This window comes from Rhizobium favelukesii (genome assembly GCF_000577275.2).
GTDB classification, from domain to species: domain Bacteria; phylum Pseudomonadota; class Alphaproteobacteria; order Rhizobiales; family Rhizobiaceae; genus Rhizobium; species Rhizobium favelukesii.
Genome location: NZ_HG916852.1, coordinates 1,758,417 through 1,776,169, shown reverse-complemented (window position 1 = coordinate 1,776,169; position 17,753 = coordinate 1,758,417). Strand labels below are relative to the sequence as shown.

General features: G+C 58.8%; 20 protein-coding genes and 1 pseudogene. 14 read left to right on the top strand and 7 right to left on the bottom strand.

The genetic code is table 11. The annotated features are described in order from the left end of the window. The first annotated feature begins 44 nt into the window (after nucleotides 1-44). A complete protein-coding gene (locus LPU83_RS47325; protein ID WP_024318086.1) occupies nucleotides 45-512 on the top strand; it encodes a DUF1203 domain-containing protein in 468 nt (155 codons plus the stop codon). Nucleotides 513-569: 57 nt separating this feature from the next. On the opposite strand, the gene ald is transcribed toward LPU83_RS47325, so the two are convergent. Next, nucleotides 570-1,688 carry an alanine dehydrogenase gene (ald, locus tag LPU83_RS47320; protein WP_024318087.1) on the bottom strand — a complete coding sequence of 373 codons (1,119 nt, stop codon included), beginning with the start codon at nucleotides 1,686-1,688 and terminating at the stop codon, nucleotides 570-572. Between the two features lie 154 nt (nucleotides 1,689-1,842). Between ald and LPU83_RS47315 the strand changes: the two genes are divergently transcribed. From LPU83_RS47315 to LPU83_RS47300, 4 genes are all read left to right on the top strand, one after another. Next, nucleotides 1,843-2,304, top strand: a complete 462-nt coding sequence (locus LPU83_RS47315; RefSeq protein WP_024318088.1) for an Lrp/AsnC family transcriptional regulator — start codon at nucleotides 1,843-1,845, stop codon at nucleotides 2,302-2,304. 86 nt (nucleotides 2,305-2,390) lie between these two features. After that, complete coding sequence (locus tag LPU83_RS47310; RefSeq protein WP_024318089.1) at nucleotides 2,391-3,281, top strand: DMT family transporter; 891 nt, start codon at nucleotides 2,391-2,393, stop codon at nucleotides 3,279-3,281. A gap of 76 nt (nucleotides 3,282-3,357) precedes the next feature. Further along, nucleotides 3,358-3,693, top strand: coding sequence for a PilZ domain-containing protein (locus LPU83_RS47305; RefSeq protein WP_024318090.1), 336 nt, complete (start codon nucleotides 3,358-3,360; stop codon nucleotides 3,691-3,693). 90 nt (nucleotides 3,694-3,783) lie between these two features. Beyond that, nucleotides 3,784-5,772 (top strand): bifunctional 2',3'-cyclic-nucleotide 2'-phosphodiesterase/3'-nucleotidase, encoded by a 1,989-nt coding sequence (locus LPU83_RS47300; RefSeq protein WP_024318091.1) that lies wholly within the window; start codon nucleotides 3,784-3,786, stop codon nucleotides 5,770-5,772. Nucleotides 5,773-5,836: 64 nt separating this feature from the next. Here LPU83_RS47300 and LPU83_RS47295 read toward each other — a convergent pair whose 3' ends face one another. Beyond that, complete coding sequence (locus LPU83_RS47295) at nucleotides 5,837-6,805, bottom strand: LysR family transcriptional regulator (RefSeq protein ID WP_024318092.1); 969 nt, start codon at nucleotides 6,803-6,805, stop codon at nucleotides 5,837-5,839. A 140-nt stretch (nucleotides 6,806-6,945) separates the two neighbouring features. Here LPU83_RS47295 and LPU83_RS47290 point away from each other — a divergent pair, with 140 nt between their 5' ends. Further along, nucleotides 6,946-7,560, top strand: a complete 615-nt coding sequence (locus tag LPU83_RS47290) for an FMN-dependent NADH-azoreductase (protein WP_024318093.1) — start codon at nucleotides 6,946-6,948, stop codon at nucleotides 7,558-7,560. A gap of 47 nt (nucleotides 7,561-7,607) precedes the next feature. Here the strand turns inward: LPU83_RS47290 and LPU83_RS47285 are convergent, their stop codons facing one another. Further along, the gene (locus LPU83_RS47285) at nucleotides 7,608-8,186 is read right to left on the bottom strand and encodes a TetR/AcrR family transcriptional regulator (protein WP_037069554.1); all 579 of its coding nucleotides are present in this window, start codon (nucleotides 8,184-8,186) and stop codon (nucleotides 7,608-7,610) included. A 105-nt stretch (nucleotides 8,187-8,291) separates the two neighbouring features. On the opposite strand from LPU83_RS47285, the gene LPU83_RS47280 reads away from it, so the two are divergent. Further along, on the top strand, nucleotides 8,292-9,068 hold the full coding sequence (locus LPU83_RS47280; protein ID WP_024318095.1) for an SDR family NAD(P)-dependent oxidoreductase: 777 nt from the start codon (nucleotides 8,292-8,294) through the stop codon (nucleotides 9,066-9,068). A gap of 3 nt (nucleotides 9,069-9,071) precedes the next feature. On the opposite strand, the pseudogene LPU83_RS47275 reads toward LPU83_RS47280, so the two are convergent. The 3 genes and pseudogenes from LPU83_RS47275 to ilvA all read right to left on the bottom strand — a co-directional run. Then, nucleotides 9,072-9,554: pseudogene (locus tag LPU83_RS47275) on the bottom strand (GGDEF domain-containing protein); the annotation flags it as partial. Between the two features lie 269 nt (nucleotides 9,555-9,823). Further along, the gene (locus LPU83_RS47270) at nucleotides 9,824-10,150 is read right to left on the bottom strand and encodes an HlyU family transcriptional regulator (protein ID WP_024318097.1); all 327 of its coding nucleotides are present in this window, start codon (nucleotides 10,148-10,150) and stop codon (nucleotides 9,824-9,826) included. Between the two features lie 36 nt (nucleotides 10,151-10,186). Beyond that, entirely contained in the window at nucleotides 10,187-11,437 is a 1,251-nt protein-coding gene (ilvA, locus tag LPU83_RS47265) for a threonine ammonia-lyase (RefSeq protein WP_024318098.1), read from the bottom strand. Between the two features lie 142 nt (nucleotides 11,438-11,579). On the opposite strand from ilvA, the gene LPU83_RS47260 reads away from it, so the two are divergent. From LPU83_RS47260 to tnpC, 7 genes are all read left to right on the top strand, one after another. Then, nucleotides 11,580-11,948: a VanZ family protein gene (locus tag LPU83_RS47260; RefSeq protein WP_024318099.1), complete on the top strand. Its 369-nt coding sequence runs from the start codon at nucleotides 11,580-11,582 to the stop codon at nucleotides 11,946-11,948. Nucleotides 11,949-12,068: 120 nt separating this feature from the next. Further along, nucleotides 12,069-12,944 (top strand): glycosyltransferase family A protein, encoded by an 876-nt coding sequence (locus tag LPU83_RS47255; RefSeq protein ID WP_231052173.1) that lies wholly within the window; start codon nucleotides 12,069-12,071, stop codon nucleotides 12,942-12,944. Between the two features lie 183 nt (nucleotides 12,945-13,127). Further along, nucleotides 13,128-13,451 carry a hypothetical protein gene (locus tag LPU83_RS47250; RefSeq protein ID WP_024318101.1) on the top strand — a complete coding sequence of 108 codons (324 nt, stop codon included), beginning with the start codon at nucleotides 13,128-13,130 and terminating at the stop codon, nucleotides 13,449-13,451. 62 nt (nucleotides 13,452-13,513) lie between these two features. Next, a complete protein-coding gene (locus LPU83_RS75785) occupies nucleotides 13,514-13,627 on the top strand; it encodes a hypothetical protein (RefSeq protein ID WP_375679385.1) in 114 nt (37 codons plus the stop codon). Between the two features lie 148 nt (nucleotides 13,628-13,775). Beyond that, nucleotides 13,776-14,195, top strand: a complete 420-nt coding sequence (gene tnpA / locus LPU83_RS47245) for an IS66-like element accessory protein TnpA (protein ID WP_037069550.1) — start codon at nucleotides 13,776-13,778, stop codon at nucleotides 14,193-14,195. Then, the gene (gene tnpB, locus LPU83_RS47240; protein ID WP_037069548.1) at nucleotides 14,176-14,529 is read left to right on the top strand and encodes an IS66 family insertion sequence element accessory protein TnpB; all 354 of its coding nucleotides are present in this window, start codon (nucleotides 14,176-14,178) and stop codon (nucleotides 14,527-14,529) included. Before tnpA ends, tnpB begins: the two co-directional genes overlap by 20 nt. A gap of 54 nt (nucleotides 14,530-14,583) precedes the next feature. Further along, the gene (tnpC, locus tag LPU83_RS47235) at nucleotides 14,584-16,173 is read left to right on the top strand and encodes an IS66 family transposase (protein WP_037069545.1); all 1,590 of its coding nucleotides are present in this window, start codon (nucleotides 14,584-14,586) and stop codon (nucleotides 16,171-16,173) included. 176 nt (nucleotides 16,174-16,349) lie between these two features. Here the strand turns inward: tnpC and LPU83_RS47230 are convergent, their stop codons facing one another. After that, the gene (locus LPU83_RS47230) at nucleotides 16,350-17,429 is read right to left on the bottom strand and encodes an IS630 family transposase (RefSeq protein ID WP_037069542.1); all 1,080 of its coding nucleotides are present in this window, start codon (nucleotides 17,427-17,429) and stop codon (nucleotides 16,350-16,352) included. Nucleotides 17,430-17,753: the final 324 nt, after the last annotated feature.

Below are 17,753 nucleotides of genomic sequence, written 5' to 3'. Positions count from 1 at the left end.
GCCGGCAAAGGCGCATCTCATGGCCATCAGCTAGGAGATCTGCCATGACCGACATCCGCTTTTCCGCCATGCCCACTGCCGACGCCGAAAATCTCTGGAACGGCGGTACAGATGCCTACGGTTTCTTGCCCGAGACGATGGTCTCTGACGGCCCAGGCCATCCCTGCCGCCATTGCCTGAAGAATATCGATGCGGGCGAGGAACTGCTGGTCTTCGCCTATAGGTCGTTTCCCGAGCTTCAGCCCTATGCCGAAACCGGTCCTGTCTTCCTCCACAAGGAACGCTGCGAGCGCTACGCCGCCGAAGAAGTCGTACCGCCGGTCCTGACCAGCCCGGATTTCATCGTGCGCGGCTACAATGCCGAAAACCGCATCGTCTACGGCACCGGCGCGGTGACGCCGACACCCCATATCCGCTCCTATGCCGCCGAACTCCTCGAGCGGCCGGAGATTGCCTACGTGCATGTGCGCTCGGCGCGCAACAATTGCTATCAGTGCCGTATCGACAGATGACAAGAACGCCGGTCGCAGGAGACTGCGGCCGGCCTGCATCACCTAACGTGAAGCAATTTACGCAACGTTCAGTACGCTTTCCGGAGTGTAGGATTCATAGCCCAGCGCTTCGGCCACCGGCTTGTTGGTGACGCGGCCCTTATGGACGTTGAGGCCGTTCCTCAGGTGGCGATCTTCCGCGATCGCGCGCAGTCCGCGGTCTGCAAGCGCCAGGCCATAAACGAGCGTCGCATTGTTCAGGGCATGCGCCGAAGTGACCGGCACAGCGCCAGGCATGTTGGCAACGCAATAATGCACCACGTCATCGACAACGTAGGTCGGCTCGGAATGCGTCGTTGCATGCGACGTCTCAAAGCAGCCACCTTGGTCGATGGCGACGTCGACGATGACAGAGCCTCGCTTCATGCCCGACAGCATTTCACGGGTGACAAGCTTCGGTGCGGCAGCGCCCGGAATGAGCACAGCGCCGATGACGAGGTCGGCCGAGAATACCTCCTCTTCCAAGGCCTGAATGCTGGAATAGCGCGTATGGACACGACCGCCGAAGATATCATCGAGCTGGCGCAGGCGCGGTAGAGACTTGTCGAGGATGCTGACGTCGGCACCGAGGCCTGCCGCCATCCTGGCCGCGTGCAAGCCGACCACACCGCCGCCGATCACCGTGACCTTGGCCGGCAACACGCCAGGCACGCCTCCGAGCAAGATGCCAAGGCCGCCATTGGCCTTCTGCAATGCGGTCGCCCCCGCCTGGATCGACAGACGTCCGGCGACCTCGGACATCGGAGCAAGGAGCGGCAGGCCGCCGCGATCATCCGTCACAGTCTCATAGGCAACAGCGGTGACGCCGGAGGCAAGCAGGCCCTTGGTCTGTTCCGGATCGGGCGCGAGGTGAAGATAGGTATAGAGAATCTGGCCATCGCGAAGCTGCGCCCACTCGGAGGGCTGCGGCTCCTTGACCTTTACGATCATGTCGCACTTCTCGAAGATCTCCTTGGCCGAGGCGGCAATCTTTGCGCCAGCGGCCACATAGGCGGCATCATCGGCGCCAATGCCGGCGCCTGCCTTGGTTTCGACCCGGACCTCATGGCCATGGGCAACGTACTCACGAACGGACGCAGGTGTCAGGCCGACACGATATTCATGATTCTTGATTTCCTTCGGGCAACCGACACGCATTGGCGTTCCTCTCTTTTATGTCCGCTTGGCGGAATGTCTTTGACGGGGAAATCCAACCACCACAGCCGCGAAATGTCCTTGCAAAGAAGGTTTGCTCTGATGCTGATTTTCGAAGATCATTGCGAATTCGAGCAAATAATCGAAAGTTCTTCGAATGTCCGAACTTGACGCCATCGATCTTGCGATTCTGAAGACGCTTCAGTCCAATGCCCGCATCACCAATGCCGATCTTGCCGCCAAGGTCGGATTGTCGGCATCGGCCTGTTCGCGGCGGCTCGACATATTGGAGAAGAGCGGCGTCATCAGCGGCTATCACGCCCACGTCTCGCACAAGGCGCTCGACTACAGGATGATCGCGGTGGTGCACATTTCTCTGTCGGGCCAGTTTGCGAAGACGCTCTCCGAATTCGAGGCTGCCGTTAAGCGCTGTCCGAACGTCCTCGTGTGCTATCTGATGTCCGGCGAATATGACTACATTCTCCGTGTCGCCGCCCGTGACCTGGAGGACTACGAGCGCATCCATCGCGACTGGCTCTCGGCGCTTCCGCACGTCGTGAAGATCAATTCCAGCTTTGCGCTCCGAGAAGTCATCGATAGGCCAAATGTCGGGCTTTGACAGAGCCCCAAAACCGGCAGACAGTCCCCGGCGCGGAGCTGCCGCCTCGCTATCCCCTGCCTGATCCCCCGCTGTAAGACACACGCATGAAATCCAAGACCCAAGGCTATATTTTCGTCCTGTTGGCGATCACCATCTTTTCGCTGCAGGACGGCATCTCGAAGCATCTGGCATCCGCCTACCCGCCCGTCTTCGTCACCATGATCCGCTACTGGGCGTTTGCCGCCTTCACCGTTGCGCTGGCCTGCAAGATGAGGGGTGGCCTGAAACAGACGGCCAGGACAAAGAGGCCGTTCCTACAGGCGATCAGGGGCCTTTTGCTGGCCGCGCAGGTGGTTGTCGTCATCAACTGCTTTGCCCTGATCGGTCTTGCCCACTCGCAAGCGATCTTCTCGGCAACACCGATTCTCATTGCGCTGCTTTCAATGCCTATCCTTGGCGAACGGGTCGGCTGGCGTCGCTGGACGGCGATCGCCGCGGGTCTGGTCGGGGTCTTGTTGATTCTGAAGCCGGATGGCGGATTCTTCGACTTCAAGCTGCTGCTTGCCGTCTTCTCGTGCTTCCTGTTTGCCTTCTATGTCATCGCGACGCGGCTTGTCAGCCGGGACGACTCGGCCATGACGAGTTTTTTCTACACGGGCGTCGTCGGCGGCATCGGCATGACGCTGGTCGGCCCTTTCTATTGGACATGGATGTCGGGGTGGGATTGGGGATGGATGGCGCTTGTCTGCATGACCAGCATATCGAGCCATTATTTTCTCATCCGTGCGTACGACATGCTGGATGCCGCCGCCGTGCAGCCGCTGACATATCTGCAGCTTGTCTATGCATCGATAATCGGCGTCGTGATCTACAACGAGAGGCTGAGCCTCAGTATGATCATCGGCTCTGTCATTGTCGTTGCGGCAGGAATTTTCACCGTATGGCGGGAACACGTCGTTGCACGCAGATCCCATCCACAACCGACATCTCCGTAATTTTAGATCGAGCTATTAAAGCATTCTCAATGTTCACCCAGTAGATTTCATCCACATGTTTCTGGTGGAGCGTAACATGCAGAACAATCTGAATATCATCACTCGCAAGGCCGAGCGCAAACATTGCCGCATATTCGGTAAGGTCCGCTATCTCACCAAGGAAGTGGATGTGCGCATCCTTGACATGTCGGTTACCGGCATGGCCGTCGAAATCCGGGCGCCGATTCATGCGGCATCTGGCAGCCGTGTGCAGATCCTTGCCGATGATCTCGGCACCCTTCATGGCATCATCCGCTGGACCCACAATGGCCGCCTTGGAATTCAGTTCGATCCGAACTCCAATGCCCGCGCGCAGGTGTCGTCGTATTTCCGGTTCTTCCACAAGGAAGTGAAACCGGTCCTGACGCGATAATTGCCCTGTCATTTTCAGGGTTTACTCCTTCGCAAATCACCCTAGTCTCGCCTGCGGGCCGGGCGACGCGTGATTTTCGAAGGAGTTTTCATGTCTTCCATTCTCGATCTGCCGCCAATGACCCGCCGCTCATTGCTTGGTGGCATTGCTGCCACGTCTGCACTCATCCTGCTTCATCCCTTTAGTGCGCGCGCGGGCGCCAATCAGGCTCATCTGCGCCTGATGGAAACGACGGATATTCACGTCAACGTCTTCCCCTACGACTACTATGCCGACAAACCGAACGACACGATGGGCCTGGCGCGCACCGCGACGATCATCGACAACATCCGGGCGGAAGCTGCCAATTCTCTGCTGATCGATAACGGCGACGTCTTGCAGGGCAATCCCATGGGTGACTACATGGCCTATCAGCTCGGCATGAAGGACGGCGATGTGCATCCCGTCATCAAGGCAATGAACACGCTGGGGTACACCGTCGGCACACTCGGCAACCATGAATTCAACTACGGTCTCGACTTCATGTTCAAGGTGCTGGGCGGAGCAAACTTCCCGTTCGTCTGCGCCAACCTGACGAAGGGCCAACTTGCGTCCGACCCGACAAAGGACGAGCTGTTCCTCAAGCCGTACGTCATCGTCGAGAAAGCCATCAAGGACGGCGCCGGCAACGAGAGCCCCGTCAAGATCGGCTTCATCGGCTTCGTACCGCCGCAGATCATGCTGTGGGACATCAAGAACCTCGAAGGCAAGGCGCAGACGCGCGACATCGTTGAAGCTGCCAAAGCCTGGGTGCCGGTCATGAAGCAGGAAGGCGCGGATATCGTCATCGCGCTCTCGCACTCCGGCATCGACGGTGCGGCCCCATCCGAGAAGATGGAGAATGCATCCCTGCATCTTGCCGCGGTCGATGGGATCGACGCGATCTTCACCGGGCATCAGCACCTCGTCTTTCCCGGTCCGAAGACTTGGGACGGCATTCAGAATGCCGATCCAGTGAAAGGTGCGTTGCACGGCAAACCCGCGGTGATGGCCGGCTTCTGGGGCTCGCATCTTGGCCTGATTGATCTCCTGCTGGAAAAGGATGGCAAAGGCTGGCGGATCGTCGACTTCACATCGGAAGCGCGGCCGATCTACCACCGCGATGACAAAAAGAAGATTATCGCCGATGTGGCCGATCAGAAGGACGTCATTGAGGCTGCGAAGGCCGAGCACCAGGCGACGCTCGCTTATGTGCGTACCCCCGTCGGCAAGACCTCGGCGCCGCTCTACTCCTATTTCGCGCTGGTTGCCGACGACCCGTCCGTTCAGATCGTCAGCCAGGCCCAGACCTGGTATATCAAGCAAATGCTGGCCGACACCGAATACAAGGACCTGCCGGTGCTTTCGGCAGCCGCACCCTTCAAGGCCGGGGGACGCGGCGGCGCGGACTACTATACGGATGTGCCGGCCGGCGCCATCGCGATCAAGAACGTGGCAGACCTCTACCTGTACCCCAACACGGTTCAGGCGGTCGCCATCAGCGGCGAGCAGGTGAAGAACTGGCTGGAGATGTCAGCGGCGATGTTCAATGAGGTCAAACCCGGATCGAAGGATGCAGACCTGCTGAACAACGCGTTCCCATCCTACAACTTCGATGTGATCGACGGCGTGACCTACCAGATCGACCTGTCGCAGCCGCGCAGGTTCGATGATGACGGCAAGCTGATCAATGCCGACGCAAACCGCATTCAGAACCTGCAGTTTGATGGCAAACCTATTGACCTCAAGCGGAAATTCGTGGTCGTCACCAACAATTACCGCGCCGGCGGCGGTGGAAAGTTTCCGGAAATTGCCGCCGACAAGGTCATCTTCCAGGCGCCGGACACGAACCGCGACGTCATCGTCCGCTTCGTCCACGAAGAGGGCACGATCAATCCGTCGGCCGACGGCAACTGGACCTTCAAGCCACTCTCGGGAACAACGGCAGTCTTCCAGAGCAGCCCGAAGGCAAAACAGTTCCTGGCTAACGTGGAAAGCGTCAAGATCGAGGAAGCAGGCGACGGCGCCGAAGGCTTCTCGAAGTTCAGGTTGATACTGTAGATGTGAGCTTTCAGAAGGTTGTCCGCTCAGAGCGGAATGGGAGGCGCGAGGTACCCGCGTCCTCTTACTCGGCCGCAATCGGAAAATCGGGCGGCGCCAGCTCGGCCAGTTGAGCCGTAAAATCGGCGTGCCTAGGGCATTGCTCGAGCCTCACCCGAAACGCATCGATCATCCAGCTTGCCGCCGGACCTGGCGGGCTGGCGATCCGTCTCATGGCGTAGATCGGATATTCTCCCTGCTCGAAGGCCGGCAAGTCGAGATGGACCAAAGCGCCGCTTCTCAGATCGTTGCGAATAAGCGAGGCGGGCAAGCCGCCCCAACCAAGCCCACCGCGAATGAGGGAGTGTTTCGTCGCAATGTCACTGACCCGCCATGTCTTGTAGGAAAGTACATTGAAATCCCGGCCTTTTGTCAAACCCGACGCGTCCGTCACCACCAACTGCGTCTCCTCACGGACATCCGCCAGGGTCAGCGGTCTGCCGATCTTCGCCAGCGGATGATCATGCGCGGCAACGGGCATCATGAAGGAGTGTCCGATTTGTTCTGCAACAAGCGCATCGTGTTGCTTCAGCAGAGCGCCGCCGATGCCTATCGTTGCCTTGCCGCTCAAAACGAGATCCATCACCACACCGAGTTCCCCTACCGTCAAACTGAGCGCCACGGACGGGAATTTGTCACGGAACCCGCGTAGCACGTCGACGACCGCATGCGACGGCACCATGACGCTGATCGCCGCGGAGACCTCGGCCTCCAGTCCTTCCTTCAGCCCCTTTACGCGGGCGCGCATCACCTCGAGATCGGAGACAAGCCGCCGCGCATCCTCAAGAAGCGCCTTGCCCGCCTCCGTCAGCTTCGGCTGCCTCGCGCCGGAACGCTCGAAGAGCGGCACTTCCAGTTGAGCCTCGAGGTTGGCGATCGTGTAGCTGATGACCGACTGAGCGCGGTTGAGCGTGCGGGAAGCTGCCGAAAAGCTGCCCGTCTCCGCAACAGTGAGAAATACTTGCAGCTGGTCCAATGTCGGGTTCGGAAGCATTTGCCATCCAATCTATCGATGATTTTGATCGACATTATCACAGTTTTTTCGATAGCCGGCCAGTCCTATTTTCTTCCCGAACAAGCGGCTCGAGGCTCCCAAGACGAGCCGCGGAACCCAATTCTAGAGGAAATTCAATCATGTCGTCCATCCTGCTTCTGACTTCCAGCCCGCGCGTAGACTCGCTTTCCACCACGATCGCGGCTGACCTCGTTGAAAAGATCAAGACTCAGCAGCCGGGCAGCGTTGTCGTTCGCCGCGACCTCTCTGCCAACCCGCTTCCGCACATCGACGATCTCTTCACCGCCGCGATCCGCAAGCCAGCTGATGCCCGCACCGCTGACGAAGCCGCGGCTGTGAAGACGTCCGACGAGCTCGCCGCTGAACTGCTTGCCGCCGATACGATCGTCATCGGCACCGGTCTCATCAACTTCAACATCTATTCGTCGCTGAAGACCTGGATCGACAACGTCGCCCGCGCCGGCCTCACCTTCAAGTATACCGAAAGCGGCCCGGTCGGCCTTGCCACCGGCAAGAAGGTCTACGTCGTTCTCGCCTCCGGCGGCGTGTACTCGCAGGGCCCAGCAGCCGGCATGAACCATGCCGTTCCGTATCTGAAGTCGGTCCTCGGCTTCCTCGGCATCACCGACATCGAAACGATTTACGTCGAAGGCCTCGCCTTTGGCCCAGAAGCTGCCGAGAAGGCAATTGGCGCTGCCAAGGCTCGCGCCGAGGAAATCGCCCTCGCCGCCTAATCGGTGTTCAGACCGATATTGGAACGGCCGGTCCTCACCGGCCGTTTTCATTTTGTGCCGACCTCGTTCACGAAAGCCTTCACGGTATCGAGTATCTCGCTGGCGAGGCTTTCATCCTTCGCGATCCGTGCGAGACCAAGTGCGCCGGTCATGAGACAGGACGTGATTATCGCCTTGCGGCGTGCCTGTGTTTCATCGGTCGTGTTGATGCGCGCCTGCATGATGTGTAAGTTCATCTTCATCTGATCGGTCGCGAGCGACCGGCACCTCTCGCCGGCGCGCGCTATATCAGCCGTGAGGGCTGCGAACGGGCATCCCCCAGCGGTATCGTCCCGGTGTTCCCCGCTCAGGTAGGTCGCCGCATACTCCTGCAACGGAATATCCTCCGGAGCCCGCCCTTCCGACCGTACCTTCGTGGTCCAGGCGCCAAAAGCTGCTTGCATCGCCTCGACCACCAGTTCGTCACGCGAGGCGAAATGCTTGTAGAAGCCGCCGACCGTCAGCCCCGCCTCCTTCATCAGATCCGCGACGCCTACGCCTTCCAGCCCCTTCTCGCGTAAACGCTTCGAGGCGATTTCGACAATCCTCTCGTGCGTCTTGCGCTTATCCTGCTGTGAGTGGCCCATGAAAATTCTCTCCGGGGATCGGTTGACTCATAAAGATTATACTCATAATCCTTATGGATGTCGATCGTAATCCAGATCGAGCAAATTTCCAAGAGGAGTCATGCAATGCGTCTGCAGAACAAGGTCGCCCTGATTACGGGCGGAAACAGCGGCATCGGTCTTGCGACCGCCAAGATCTTCCTCGATGAAGGGGCCAAGGTGATCATTACCGGTCGGAATCCCGAGACCCTCGCGGCCGCCGAAAAAGCTCTCGGTAGCAACGTGCTCACGCTGAAACTCGACGTCACCGATGTAGCGGCCACGGAACGGGCATTCGCGGAAGCAGCTGCCAAGTTCGGCAAATTTGACGTGCTCTTCGCCAATGCCGGCATTGGCGGTGCTACCCCACTTGGAGGGACGTCGCTGGAGCAATTTAACGCCATCATCAGCACGAACCTCACCGCCGTGTTCTTTACGGTCCAGTCGGCACTGCCGCATCTCAACGATGGCGGCTCTGTCATCCTCAACGGATCCGTGCATGCGGTGCTTGGTGCGCCTGGCTGGTCTGCCTATGCCGCCACGAAGGGTGCGGTACGCGCCATGACCCGAAATATGGCGTCCGAGCTTGCGCCGCGCGGCATCCGCGTCAATCAGGTCACGCCCGGCGGCACCAAAACACCGATCTGGCAACCGATGGCGTCCACCGCCGATGCAATGTCCGCGCTCGAAGCCCGGCTGGGCGGAATGAGTCCGCTCGGACGAATGAGCGAAGCGGAGGAAATTGCCAAGGCTGCGCTCTATTTCGCCTCAAGCGATTCGGCTAACGTCACAGGGATCGAGATCGTGGTCGACGGCGGCGCGACAAGCGCGCCCTCCGGCGCCAAGATATTCCGCGCCGGTTAATCGCTAGCCAGTCTTCACAAGCCCAGGCTTGCCAACGACGCAGTGGCGGCCGCCTTTCTTTGCCTGATAGAGCCTCTCGTCGGCAGCCGAAAGGACGGTTGTGAAGCTCACGCCGTCGGTATCGGCTGTCGCCACGCCGATGCTGACGGTAACCGGCTTTCCGTCCGGCGTCTTGACGCTGCTTGCGATCGTCCAGCGCAAGCGTTCGGCAAGACGCATTCCCTCAGCATGGCCGGTTGCCGGGCAGACCGCGACAAATTCTTCACCGCCGAAGCGGAAAACACGATCGGCCGATCGCAGAATGGTGCCGAGGCGAAGCGTGATCGCCTTCAACACCTCATCCCCCTGCAGACGTCCGAAGCGGTCGTTGTCGTCCTTGAAATGGTCCGCATCCAGGATAATCACAGTGGCGAAGTGCCCTTGCCGCAGCGCCTCACGAACCATGACCGGCGCGTCCATCTCCATCCGGGTGCGGTCGTAAACACCAGGGTGAGATAGCCAACCGCCTCAATGGCAAAGAGCAGCAGGTTAATGGCTTGCATCAGGCGCCCCTGTCATCAGCCAGCGCGTAAACACCAGAGCGCTGCGTCCACGCCAACAACCAACGGCGGTGAACATGACGGTCGGTTTTGTGTGGCGCAGGGAACGTGGCTGTTCTGTAAGACTTCGGACACCAAGATTCTTCGCAATCCTTTAAGATTGCGTGAGCAGAAACGTTGCCCCGGCAGATGCCGAAAAACCGCGTCGGAAGCGGATCAGACCTGACGAACTCTTGCGCCATCGCTGAACAGTGACGGACCGTTCTGATCGATAATCTGCTGCGCCTTGCGTACCGTGCACTCGATCGCATCATCGGAAGACCCGAACATATCGGCGCGGATGAAGTTGCGTACGAGGACTTCGCCATCAACAGTCTTCTCGATCCGGCCGGCGAGACGATATTGGCCACCTTCCTTCTGCGGCTCGGCGTAGATTGTGCAGTCGCCGTAGAGCTGGGGCTCGGAGGAGACGCCTGCCGGAGCGTCAGCAGATTTGCCGACGCCTGAAAACATTGAAAAAATGCTGGAGAAGATCGAAGCCATACTCCGCCTTTATCATGGCAACTCGTACCGGAAAAGTTAAATGATGAGGTTTGCGAGGATCTCGTTTTCGGTGATGTCCTCGAAGCCGATGGCAGCATTCTCGAAATTCGCGACGAGTTGCGCGAAATTTTCAGGTGCCTTGGATTCGATGCCGATCAGCACCGAGCCGAAATTGCGAGCCGTCTTCTTCAGATACTCGAAACGTGCGATATCGTCGTCCGGGCCAAGCAGGTTCAGAAAGTCGCGCAAAGCCCCCGGTCGCTGCGGCATCCGCAGGATGAAGTACTTCTTCAAGCCGGCATAGCGCATGGCGCGCTCCTTGACGTCTGGAAGGCGTTCGAAATCGAAGTTGCCTCCAGAAACGACTGCTATGACAGTCTTGCCTCTCAGCACTTCCGGATCCATCGCGGCGATCGCGGTCAGCGACAATGCCCCTGCCGGCTCAAGGACGACTCCCTCCACGTTCAGCATCTCGCCGATAGTCACGCAAATCGCGTTTTCCGGCATCAGCATGACCTGCTCGGTCGGGAATGTTTCCAAGGCGGCGAAGTTCAGCTCCCCGATCCTCGCCACGGCCGCGCCGTCGACGAAATTGTCAACCTTGGTGAGCGTCACCAGGCGCCCTGCCTCGATGCTTCGCTTCAGGCTCGGCGCTCCGGCCGGTTCCGTGAAGATGAACCCGGACGTCGGCACAACGCCATCGAGATAGCCGGTGATGCCAGCCGCGAGGCCGCCGCCTCCCACCGGCATGACGACCATATCAGGTACCGTTCCCTCGGGCAGCTGCTGCAGGATTTCGGCAGCAACCGTCGCCTGGCCTTCGATGATATCCGCATGGTCGAAAGGCGGCACCATCACACCGTCGATCGCCTCGACGTGATCGCGCGCGGCCTGGTAACATTGATCGAAGAAGTCGCCCGTCAGCTTGATGGTGATGAACTCCGCACCGAAAATGCGAGTCTTGTCGATCTTCTGCTGCGGCGTCGTCACCGGCATGAAGACAACACCAGGCACACCGAAATAGCGGCAGACAAAGGCAAAGCCCTGGGCATGATTGCCGGCCGAGGCACAGACGAAGGTCTTGCCGCCGGCACCCTCGGCGATCGCCTTGCGGAAGAAATTGAAGGCGCCGCGAATCTTGTAGGAGCGCACGGGCGAAAGATCTTCGCGCTTCAGCCAGATGTCGGCGCCATAACGCGCCGACAGGTGCTCGTTCAGCTGCAGTGGCGTTGCTGGAAAGAGGCTGCGCATGGCCGCCTCGGCGCTCTCGACATCCTGTCTGGTCACGGTCGTTCGTCCATTCCTGTTTCACCTTCGCTATCGCACAAGTGGGCGGAGCGAGAAAGCCCATATCCGCCAGCTTCCAAAGCTGGTGTGATAACGCAATTGTGCGCTATCAATTCGCTCGCGACGGAGCTACATCGCCCCGATGATCTCAAGTAAATTTGCAAGGCCAGGTGCCTGGCTGCTTCTCGCGGCCATTATTTTCGCCACGCTGTCGCCGATCGGGCTGCGGCCGCATACCGTGACCTCGGTCAATCTCGACCGCGCGCTGGCCTATTCGTTGGTCGGCTTCATGTTCGCGGTCGCCTATCCGCGGCATTGGCTCGCGGTCGCCATTCTCTTGTTCCTCGGCGCATTGGCAATTGAGTACCTGCAATATTTATCCCCGACGCGCCACGCGCGCCTGCACGACGCGCTCGTCAAAATCCTTGGTGCATCCGTGGGAGTTTTGGTAGGCTGCGTGCTGAATAAAGTCCGGTTCGCAAAATCTGCAGCGAGCATCTCGCAGATATGACACAGCCGCCTGCTCTTGACTGAATGGCCGCAGTCGTAGATGGAGTGGGCTGCATGCCTGCCGCCCATTCACGCTCATTGGTTCGGTCTTGGTTGACTTAACTCAACTCGGAATGGCACAGTGCCGCACAACCTCCCGTCAATGCTTTATAGTTCCGCCGAGCCCACGACATTGCGCATCATCTCGCTCTCCACGATCCCTCCGCGTTTCGCTAAGCTTGCGCCGACGCTTAACAGCCTCATAAAGCAGAACGGTGCAGTGGATGAAATCCGGCTCTACGTTCCCAAACGATATCGACGATTTCCCGACTACGACGGGTCTCTTCCATCTGTACCCGCCGGGATCACGATAGTTCGGCCCGAAGAAGATATGGGGCCTGCGTCTAAGGTGCTGTTTGCTGCGCGCGATCTGCGTGGGAAAAAAGCGCAGATCCTATTTTGTGACGACGACAAGGTGTTCTCGCCTAATTGGGCCGCTCAGTTGTTCGCGGCACAGGATGAGCGACCGGCGGAGTGCGTAGCCTTGATCGGCAAGGACGTGCCAACCAATATCGCGAGACCTTCCGCCTTTGTGCCGAAAGCAATGCGTAGGCGGAAAATAGATCTTTCGCTCCGCGTCCGCCGAATACGACATAAGTTCGCTTCCATAGTGTTGCGTTTGGATCGGCCGAAACCGATGCCAAGCTTGGTTGCGGAAGGCGGCTATGTGGACGTACTTCAGGGGCTCGGTGGTGCCGTCGTGCGTCCCGAGTTTTTCGATGATATCGCATATGACATTCCTGATGTCATATGGGCAGTCGACGATGTTTGGTTGTCCGGCATGCTCGCGCTGAAAGGTATCCCGATCTGGCTTCCTGCCGGGCTGGAAGAACCACGGACGACCGCTGCACACGATGTCGCCTCACTATACCTCGCCACCATCGAGGGTGCGAACCGTGCTGAGGCCAATCGCCGGTGCATCGAGTACATGCAGCAGCATTTCAATATATGGCGGTAAACTGCCCATAATTGGTAATCGACAGAGCAATTTAACAGACATCTGCAGTTACGCGAGGACAGACGTGCGCGGTCCTCACCTGGCGAAACGATTACCTGACCAAACTCAAGCGTGAAGGTCTGATACGGGAAGGCTGCACCCTGCATGGCCTGCCGGTCGCGTATGCGGCGACCGCGACATCCCATGCACAACGCTTGGATGGACTACGGGACCTTGCTCGGGGAGAACGACTGGGACGCCCTCAAGACCATCCGCCTGTGGACGAAGGCCAGCCATGAAGCAATCCATGACAAGATCGCTGCGCGGCTCAAGGTTGATCCGATCGATCGCTTCTCGCTCCAGTTCATGCTGGACACCAGCCTGTCGGACAAAGACAGGTTCCCGCTCAAGCTCAGCGATCTGATCGTGATGGGCCTGAACCCGAAGAAGGCTCCTCGTGAAATCGTCCGGGGCTCCGGTCCCGATCAGGTCATCGAGAAGCTGCCGATTGGTTGGCCTTGCGGGTGACCGCTGGCTGGCATCGCCCGATCTTCCACGACAAGGACTTCCTCGACTACGAAGGCACGGCCATGTACGTGGACCCCTCCGGTCGTTGTAAGGACGAAACCTCGTGGGCTGTCGTTAAGATGCTCCATGGAGTTCTCTATCTGACCGATGTGGGCGCTGCACGGGGCCACGGGTAGGGGCGCTAAAGGCGCTCCAATGGGAAATGAAGGGCGGGAATGTTCATTCATGTCCCTCTCAATCATAAGCGCTAATTTCTGTGCGCCTTCTGTAGCGGAGTGCTGTGAGGCATGAAGCGTCCACCAAAAAATAGGTGGACACCAAATCATGGATGAAGATGCTCCTAAACTGCAGGTACGGCTTGTTGGTCGCGACGGCCGCCGTCGATATGACCCTGCGTCGAGAGATCAGCTTGTCGCGGCGTGCTTAGAACCCGGCGTTTCGGTCTCGCGGCTGGCGCTGGAGCACGGCGTCAATGCGAATCTCGTCCGGAAGTGGATGAAGAAGTCCAGAGCGGAGCGTCAATTGCCTTTGGCCTCGGCGTTCGTTCCGGTTCAGATTGCTCCGGATATGCACTCGGGTTCTGCTGGCGATCTGAAGAAGACCAAGCCATTGAGCCAGTGCCTTCCCGCATCCAAGGTGAGCGCACTCCTGCCGAACGGGGTCAGCCTGACCGTCGAGTGCGCCGGTGTGGAAGTGCTGGAAGCAATCATAGGAGCGCTGGGTCATGTTCAGACTGGGCGGTGATCTCAAGGTTTACCTGCATCGCGAACCGATCGACTTCCGCGCGGGCATCAACAGCCTGGCGGTCCTGGTCCAGGAGACGATGGCGCTGGATCCGTTTGCGCCTGCGGTTTTTGCCTTCTGCAATCGCCGGCGTGACCGAATGAAGCTGCTGTTTTTTGATCGTTCCGGTTTTGTGATGGTCCTGAAGCGGTTGACCGAGGACAGGTTCAGATGGCCCCGTTGCGAGGTGCCGGTGGTCATGCTGACGACAGAACAGCTTCACTGGATCCTCGATGGCATCGATATCGACGCAATGGTGCGCCATCCGGTGCGGCAATATCAGATTGCCGGCTGACGGATGTCGAATTGAGCAGTTGACGCGGCTGGGCGGTTCAGATTCAAGAATCTGATGACTCGCACCGGCGAACCGAGCATTGCAGAACTGATGGCGCAATTGGCAGCCAATGCTGCCGAAATCGCTGCGCTCAAAGCCGAGAAGGAAGCGCTCTCGCAGCGGGTCGTCAAGCTGGAAGAAGAGCTTGCACTGGCAAAACTCCATCGCTTTGCCCCCCGCAGTGAAAAGCACATTGATCGTCTCTTCAACGAGGCCGAAGAGGCTGCGGTCGAGGATGGCAGCGAAGCAGGCGATGTTGTCGAGCTTCCGGACACCGGCCTGCCAGCGGTAGAAGGTCAAACGGGAAAGAAGCGTGGACGCAGACCTCTGCCAGAAGACCTGCCACGCGAGCGCGTCGAATATGACCTCCCCGACGATCAGAAGTCTTGTCCCTGCTGCCAGGGTCAGATGCATCGCATGGGCGAGGCTGTTACCGAGCAGCTCCATATCGAGGTCAAGGCAAAGGTCCTACAGAATGTGCGGTTCAAGTACGCTTGCCGCCATTGCGACCGCACCGGGATCAACACACCCGTCGTGATCGCACCGATGCCGACGCAGCCCCTGCCGGGCAGCATCGCTACCGCCTCGACGTTAGCCTTCGCGCTCGTCCACAAATACGTCGACGGCACACCGCTTTACCGCGTGGCTCAGACATTCGAGCGTGCTGGTGTTCCGATCAGCCGCGGCGCTCTCGCTCACTGGGTCATCGGCTCAAGCGAGAAGCATCTGCACCGCATCTATGATGCGCTGAAACTGCGGTTGCGATCGCAGCCTCTCATTCATGGCGATGAGACGACGGTTCAAGTCCTCAAGGAAAAGGACAAGGAGGCCACCAGCACATCGTACATGTGGGCCTATCGCAGCGGCGAGGACAGTGACCAGCCAATCGTACTGCTCGATTATCAGCCCGGGCGCGGCCAGATCCACCCGCAGACCTTCCTTGGTGACTACCGCGGCATATTGGTGAGCGATGGCTACACAGCCTGGCGCACATTGCATGGCGCAACCCATGTCGGATGCATGGCTCACTCCAGGCGGCGCTTCGTCGAAGCCCTCAAGGCAAGAAAGAATGGCGGCGGCCCGCCGGAGCAAGCGCTCAGGTTCTTCGAGCAGCTCTACCGGATCGAGAGGCAGGCGCGAGAGATAAAGCCCGACGCCGGTGAAACGCAGGCCGCCTGCATTCGCCGCTTCCGGCAACAGCACAGTTTGCCTGTCCTGAACGCCCTCAAGACGTGGCTCGATAACATCGCGCCGAAGGTCGTGCCGGATACCAAGCTCGGCGATGCTGTGTCCTACACCCTGAACCAATGGGATTATCTGACGCGCTACACCAGCGACGGCAGGATGCCGATCGATAACAACATCCTGGAACGCGACATCAGGGTTTTTGCGACCGGAAGAAAATCGTGGCTGTTCAGCGACACTGCTGACGGAGCCAAGGCCAGTGCTGTGATTTACAGTCTGATGCTGACATGCCGCGCCTGTGGCGTCGACCCTCTGATCTGGCTGCGCCACGTACTCACCGAGTTGCCACAGCGCGAAGAGAATGCCGACATCGGCGACCTGCTCCCGTTCAACTTCTCCAAGACCTCCACGACCGAATAGAGCCGGATACCGCGACCGATGCTATCCGCCGTTCGGTGTGGAACAGGCGTCAATACGCATCGAAAATCGCGCTTACTCTCAATCAGTGTCTTTTGGTCTATCCGGCGATAGGTCCGACGCTAGGGACAACTAAACGCGCACCATAGGGACAGCTAAGGGATACCTATTGGAGCCCTCTAGTCGATTGATTCCAACACTTGGTGCCCTCGTCTGACGGCTGCGATGATGTCGTCAGGGTCTGCCTTCCAGATGAACGGCTTGGGCTGTTCGTTGTGCTCTTTGATAAAGCGGTTGATGGCTGCCTGAAGATCAACAACGGAATGGAAGACACCGTTTTTCAGTCGTCGCCGGGTGAGCTTAGCGAAGAACCCCTCGACGGCGTTCAACCAGGAACAGGATGTCGGAACGAAGTGGAAGGTCCAGCGTGGGTGCCGCGCCAACCAGGCCCGGACTTTGGGCTGTTTGTGTGTGGCGTAGTTGTCCAGGATGACGTGAACCGCCTTGTCCTTCGGCAACTGAGCCTCAATCGTGTTGAGGAAGCGGATGAACTCCTGATGCCGGTGGCGCTGCATGTTGCGGCCGATGACGGAGCCGTCGAGAACATTCAGGGCAGCGAAAAGTGTCGTGGTGCCGTGGCGCTTGTAATCATGGGTCATCGTGCCGGCACGACCCTTCTTCATGGGAAGACCCGGCTGCGTCCTATCCAGCGCCTGGATCTGACTTTTCTCATCGACGGAAAGGACAATCGCATGGGCCGGCGGCGAGACGTAGAGACCGACCACATCGTGAAGCTTCTCGGCGAAAGCCTTGTCGTTCGATAGTTTGAAGCTGCGCCACCGATGCGGTGCGAGACCATGCTCGTGCCAGATCTTGACGACTGAGGATGCCGCAATCCCCACAGCCTTTGCCATCGCACGAACAGTCCAGTGTGTGGCTTCCTGCGTGGGCGGCTCCTGCGTCAGGGCCACAACCCGGTCGACAAGGTCAAGCTCAAGCGGCGCAGTGCCGGGCGGCCGGCTCTTGTCGCGCAAAAGGCCGTCTACGCCTTCCGTCATAAAGCGCTCCTGCCAACGCCAGACGCAGGTCTTCGACTTGCCCGTCGCCTCCATGATCGCGACGGTTCCGAGACCCGCGTCGCTCATCAAAATAAACTTCGCCCGCCACACATGCTTTTGCGGCGAACTGCCCGCCGAAACGATTGCGTTGAGACGAACCCGGTCGTCAGCGGAAACCTCAAATGTGATACCTGTGCGCATGCCAGATCGTCGCATATGCGCGCAAAAATTGGAATCCTAAATCGGACTCTTTTGTCTCGATCAAACCACTAGCTGATATAATGTTCACAAAATGACCCGGCGACTGATTAGTTACTTAACGCCCATAATGTGACCCATAGGGCACACGCCTTCTATTCTCGTTGCGATGCACCATAGAAGGAACGTGTAGGGCTTCCATCGTCATTCCCTAATGCTTATCCCTGTAATGGGAGCAAATCAGTGGGGTTGTTGAATGAAGGGCCTTTTCAATAGTGACCGAACACAAGGGGTTATGGCCTATGCAGTGGTTATCCTCTTGGCCTT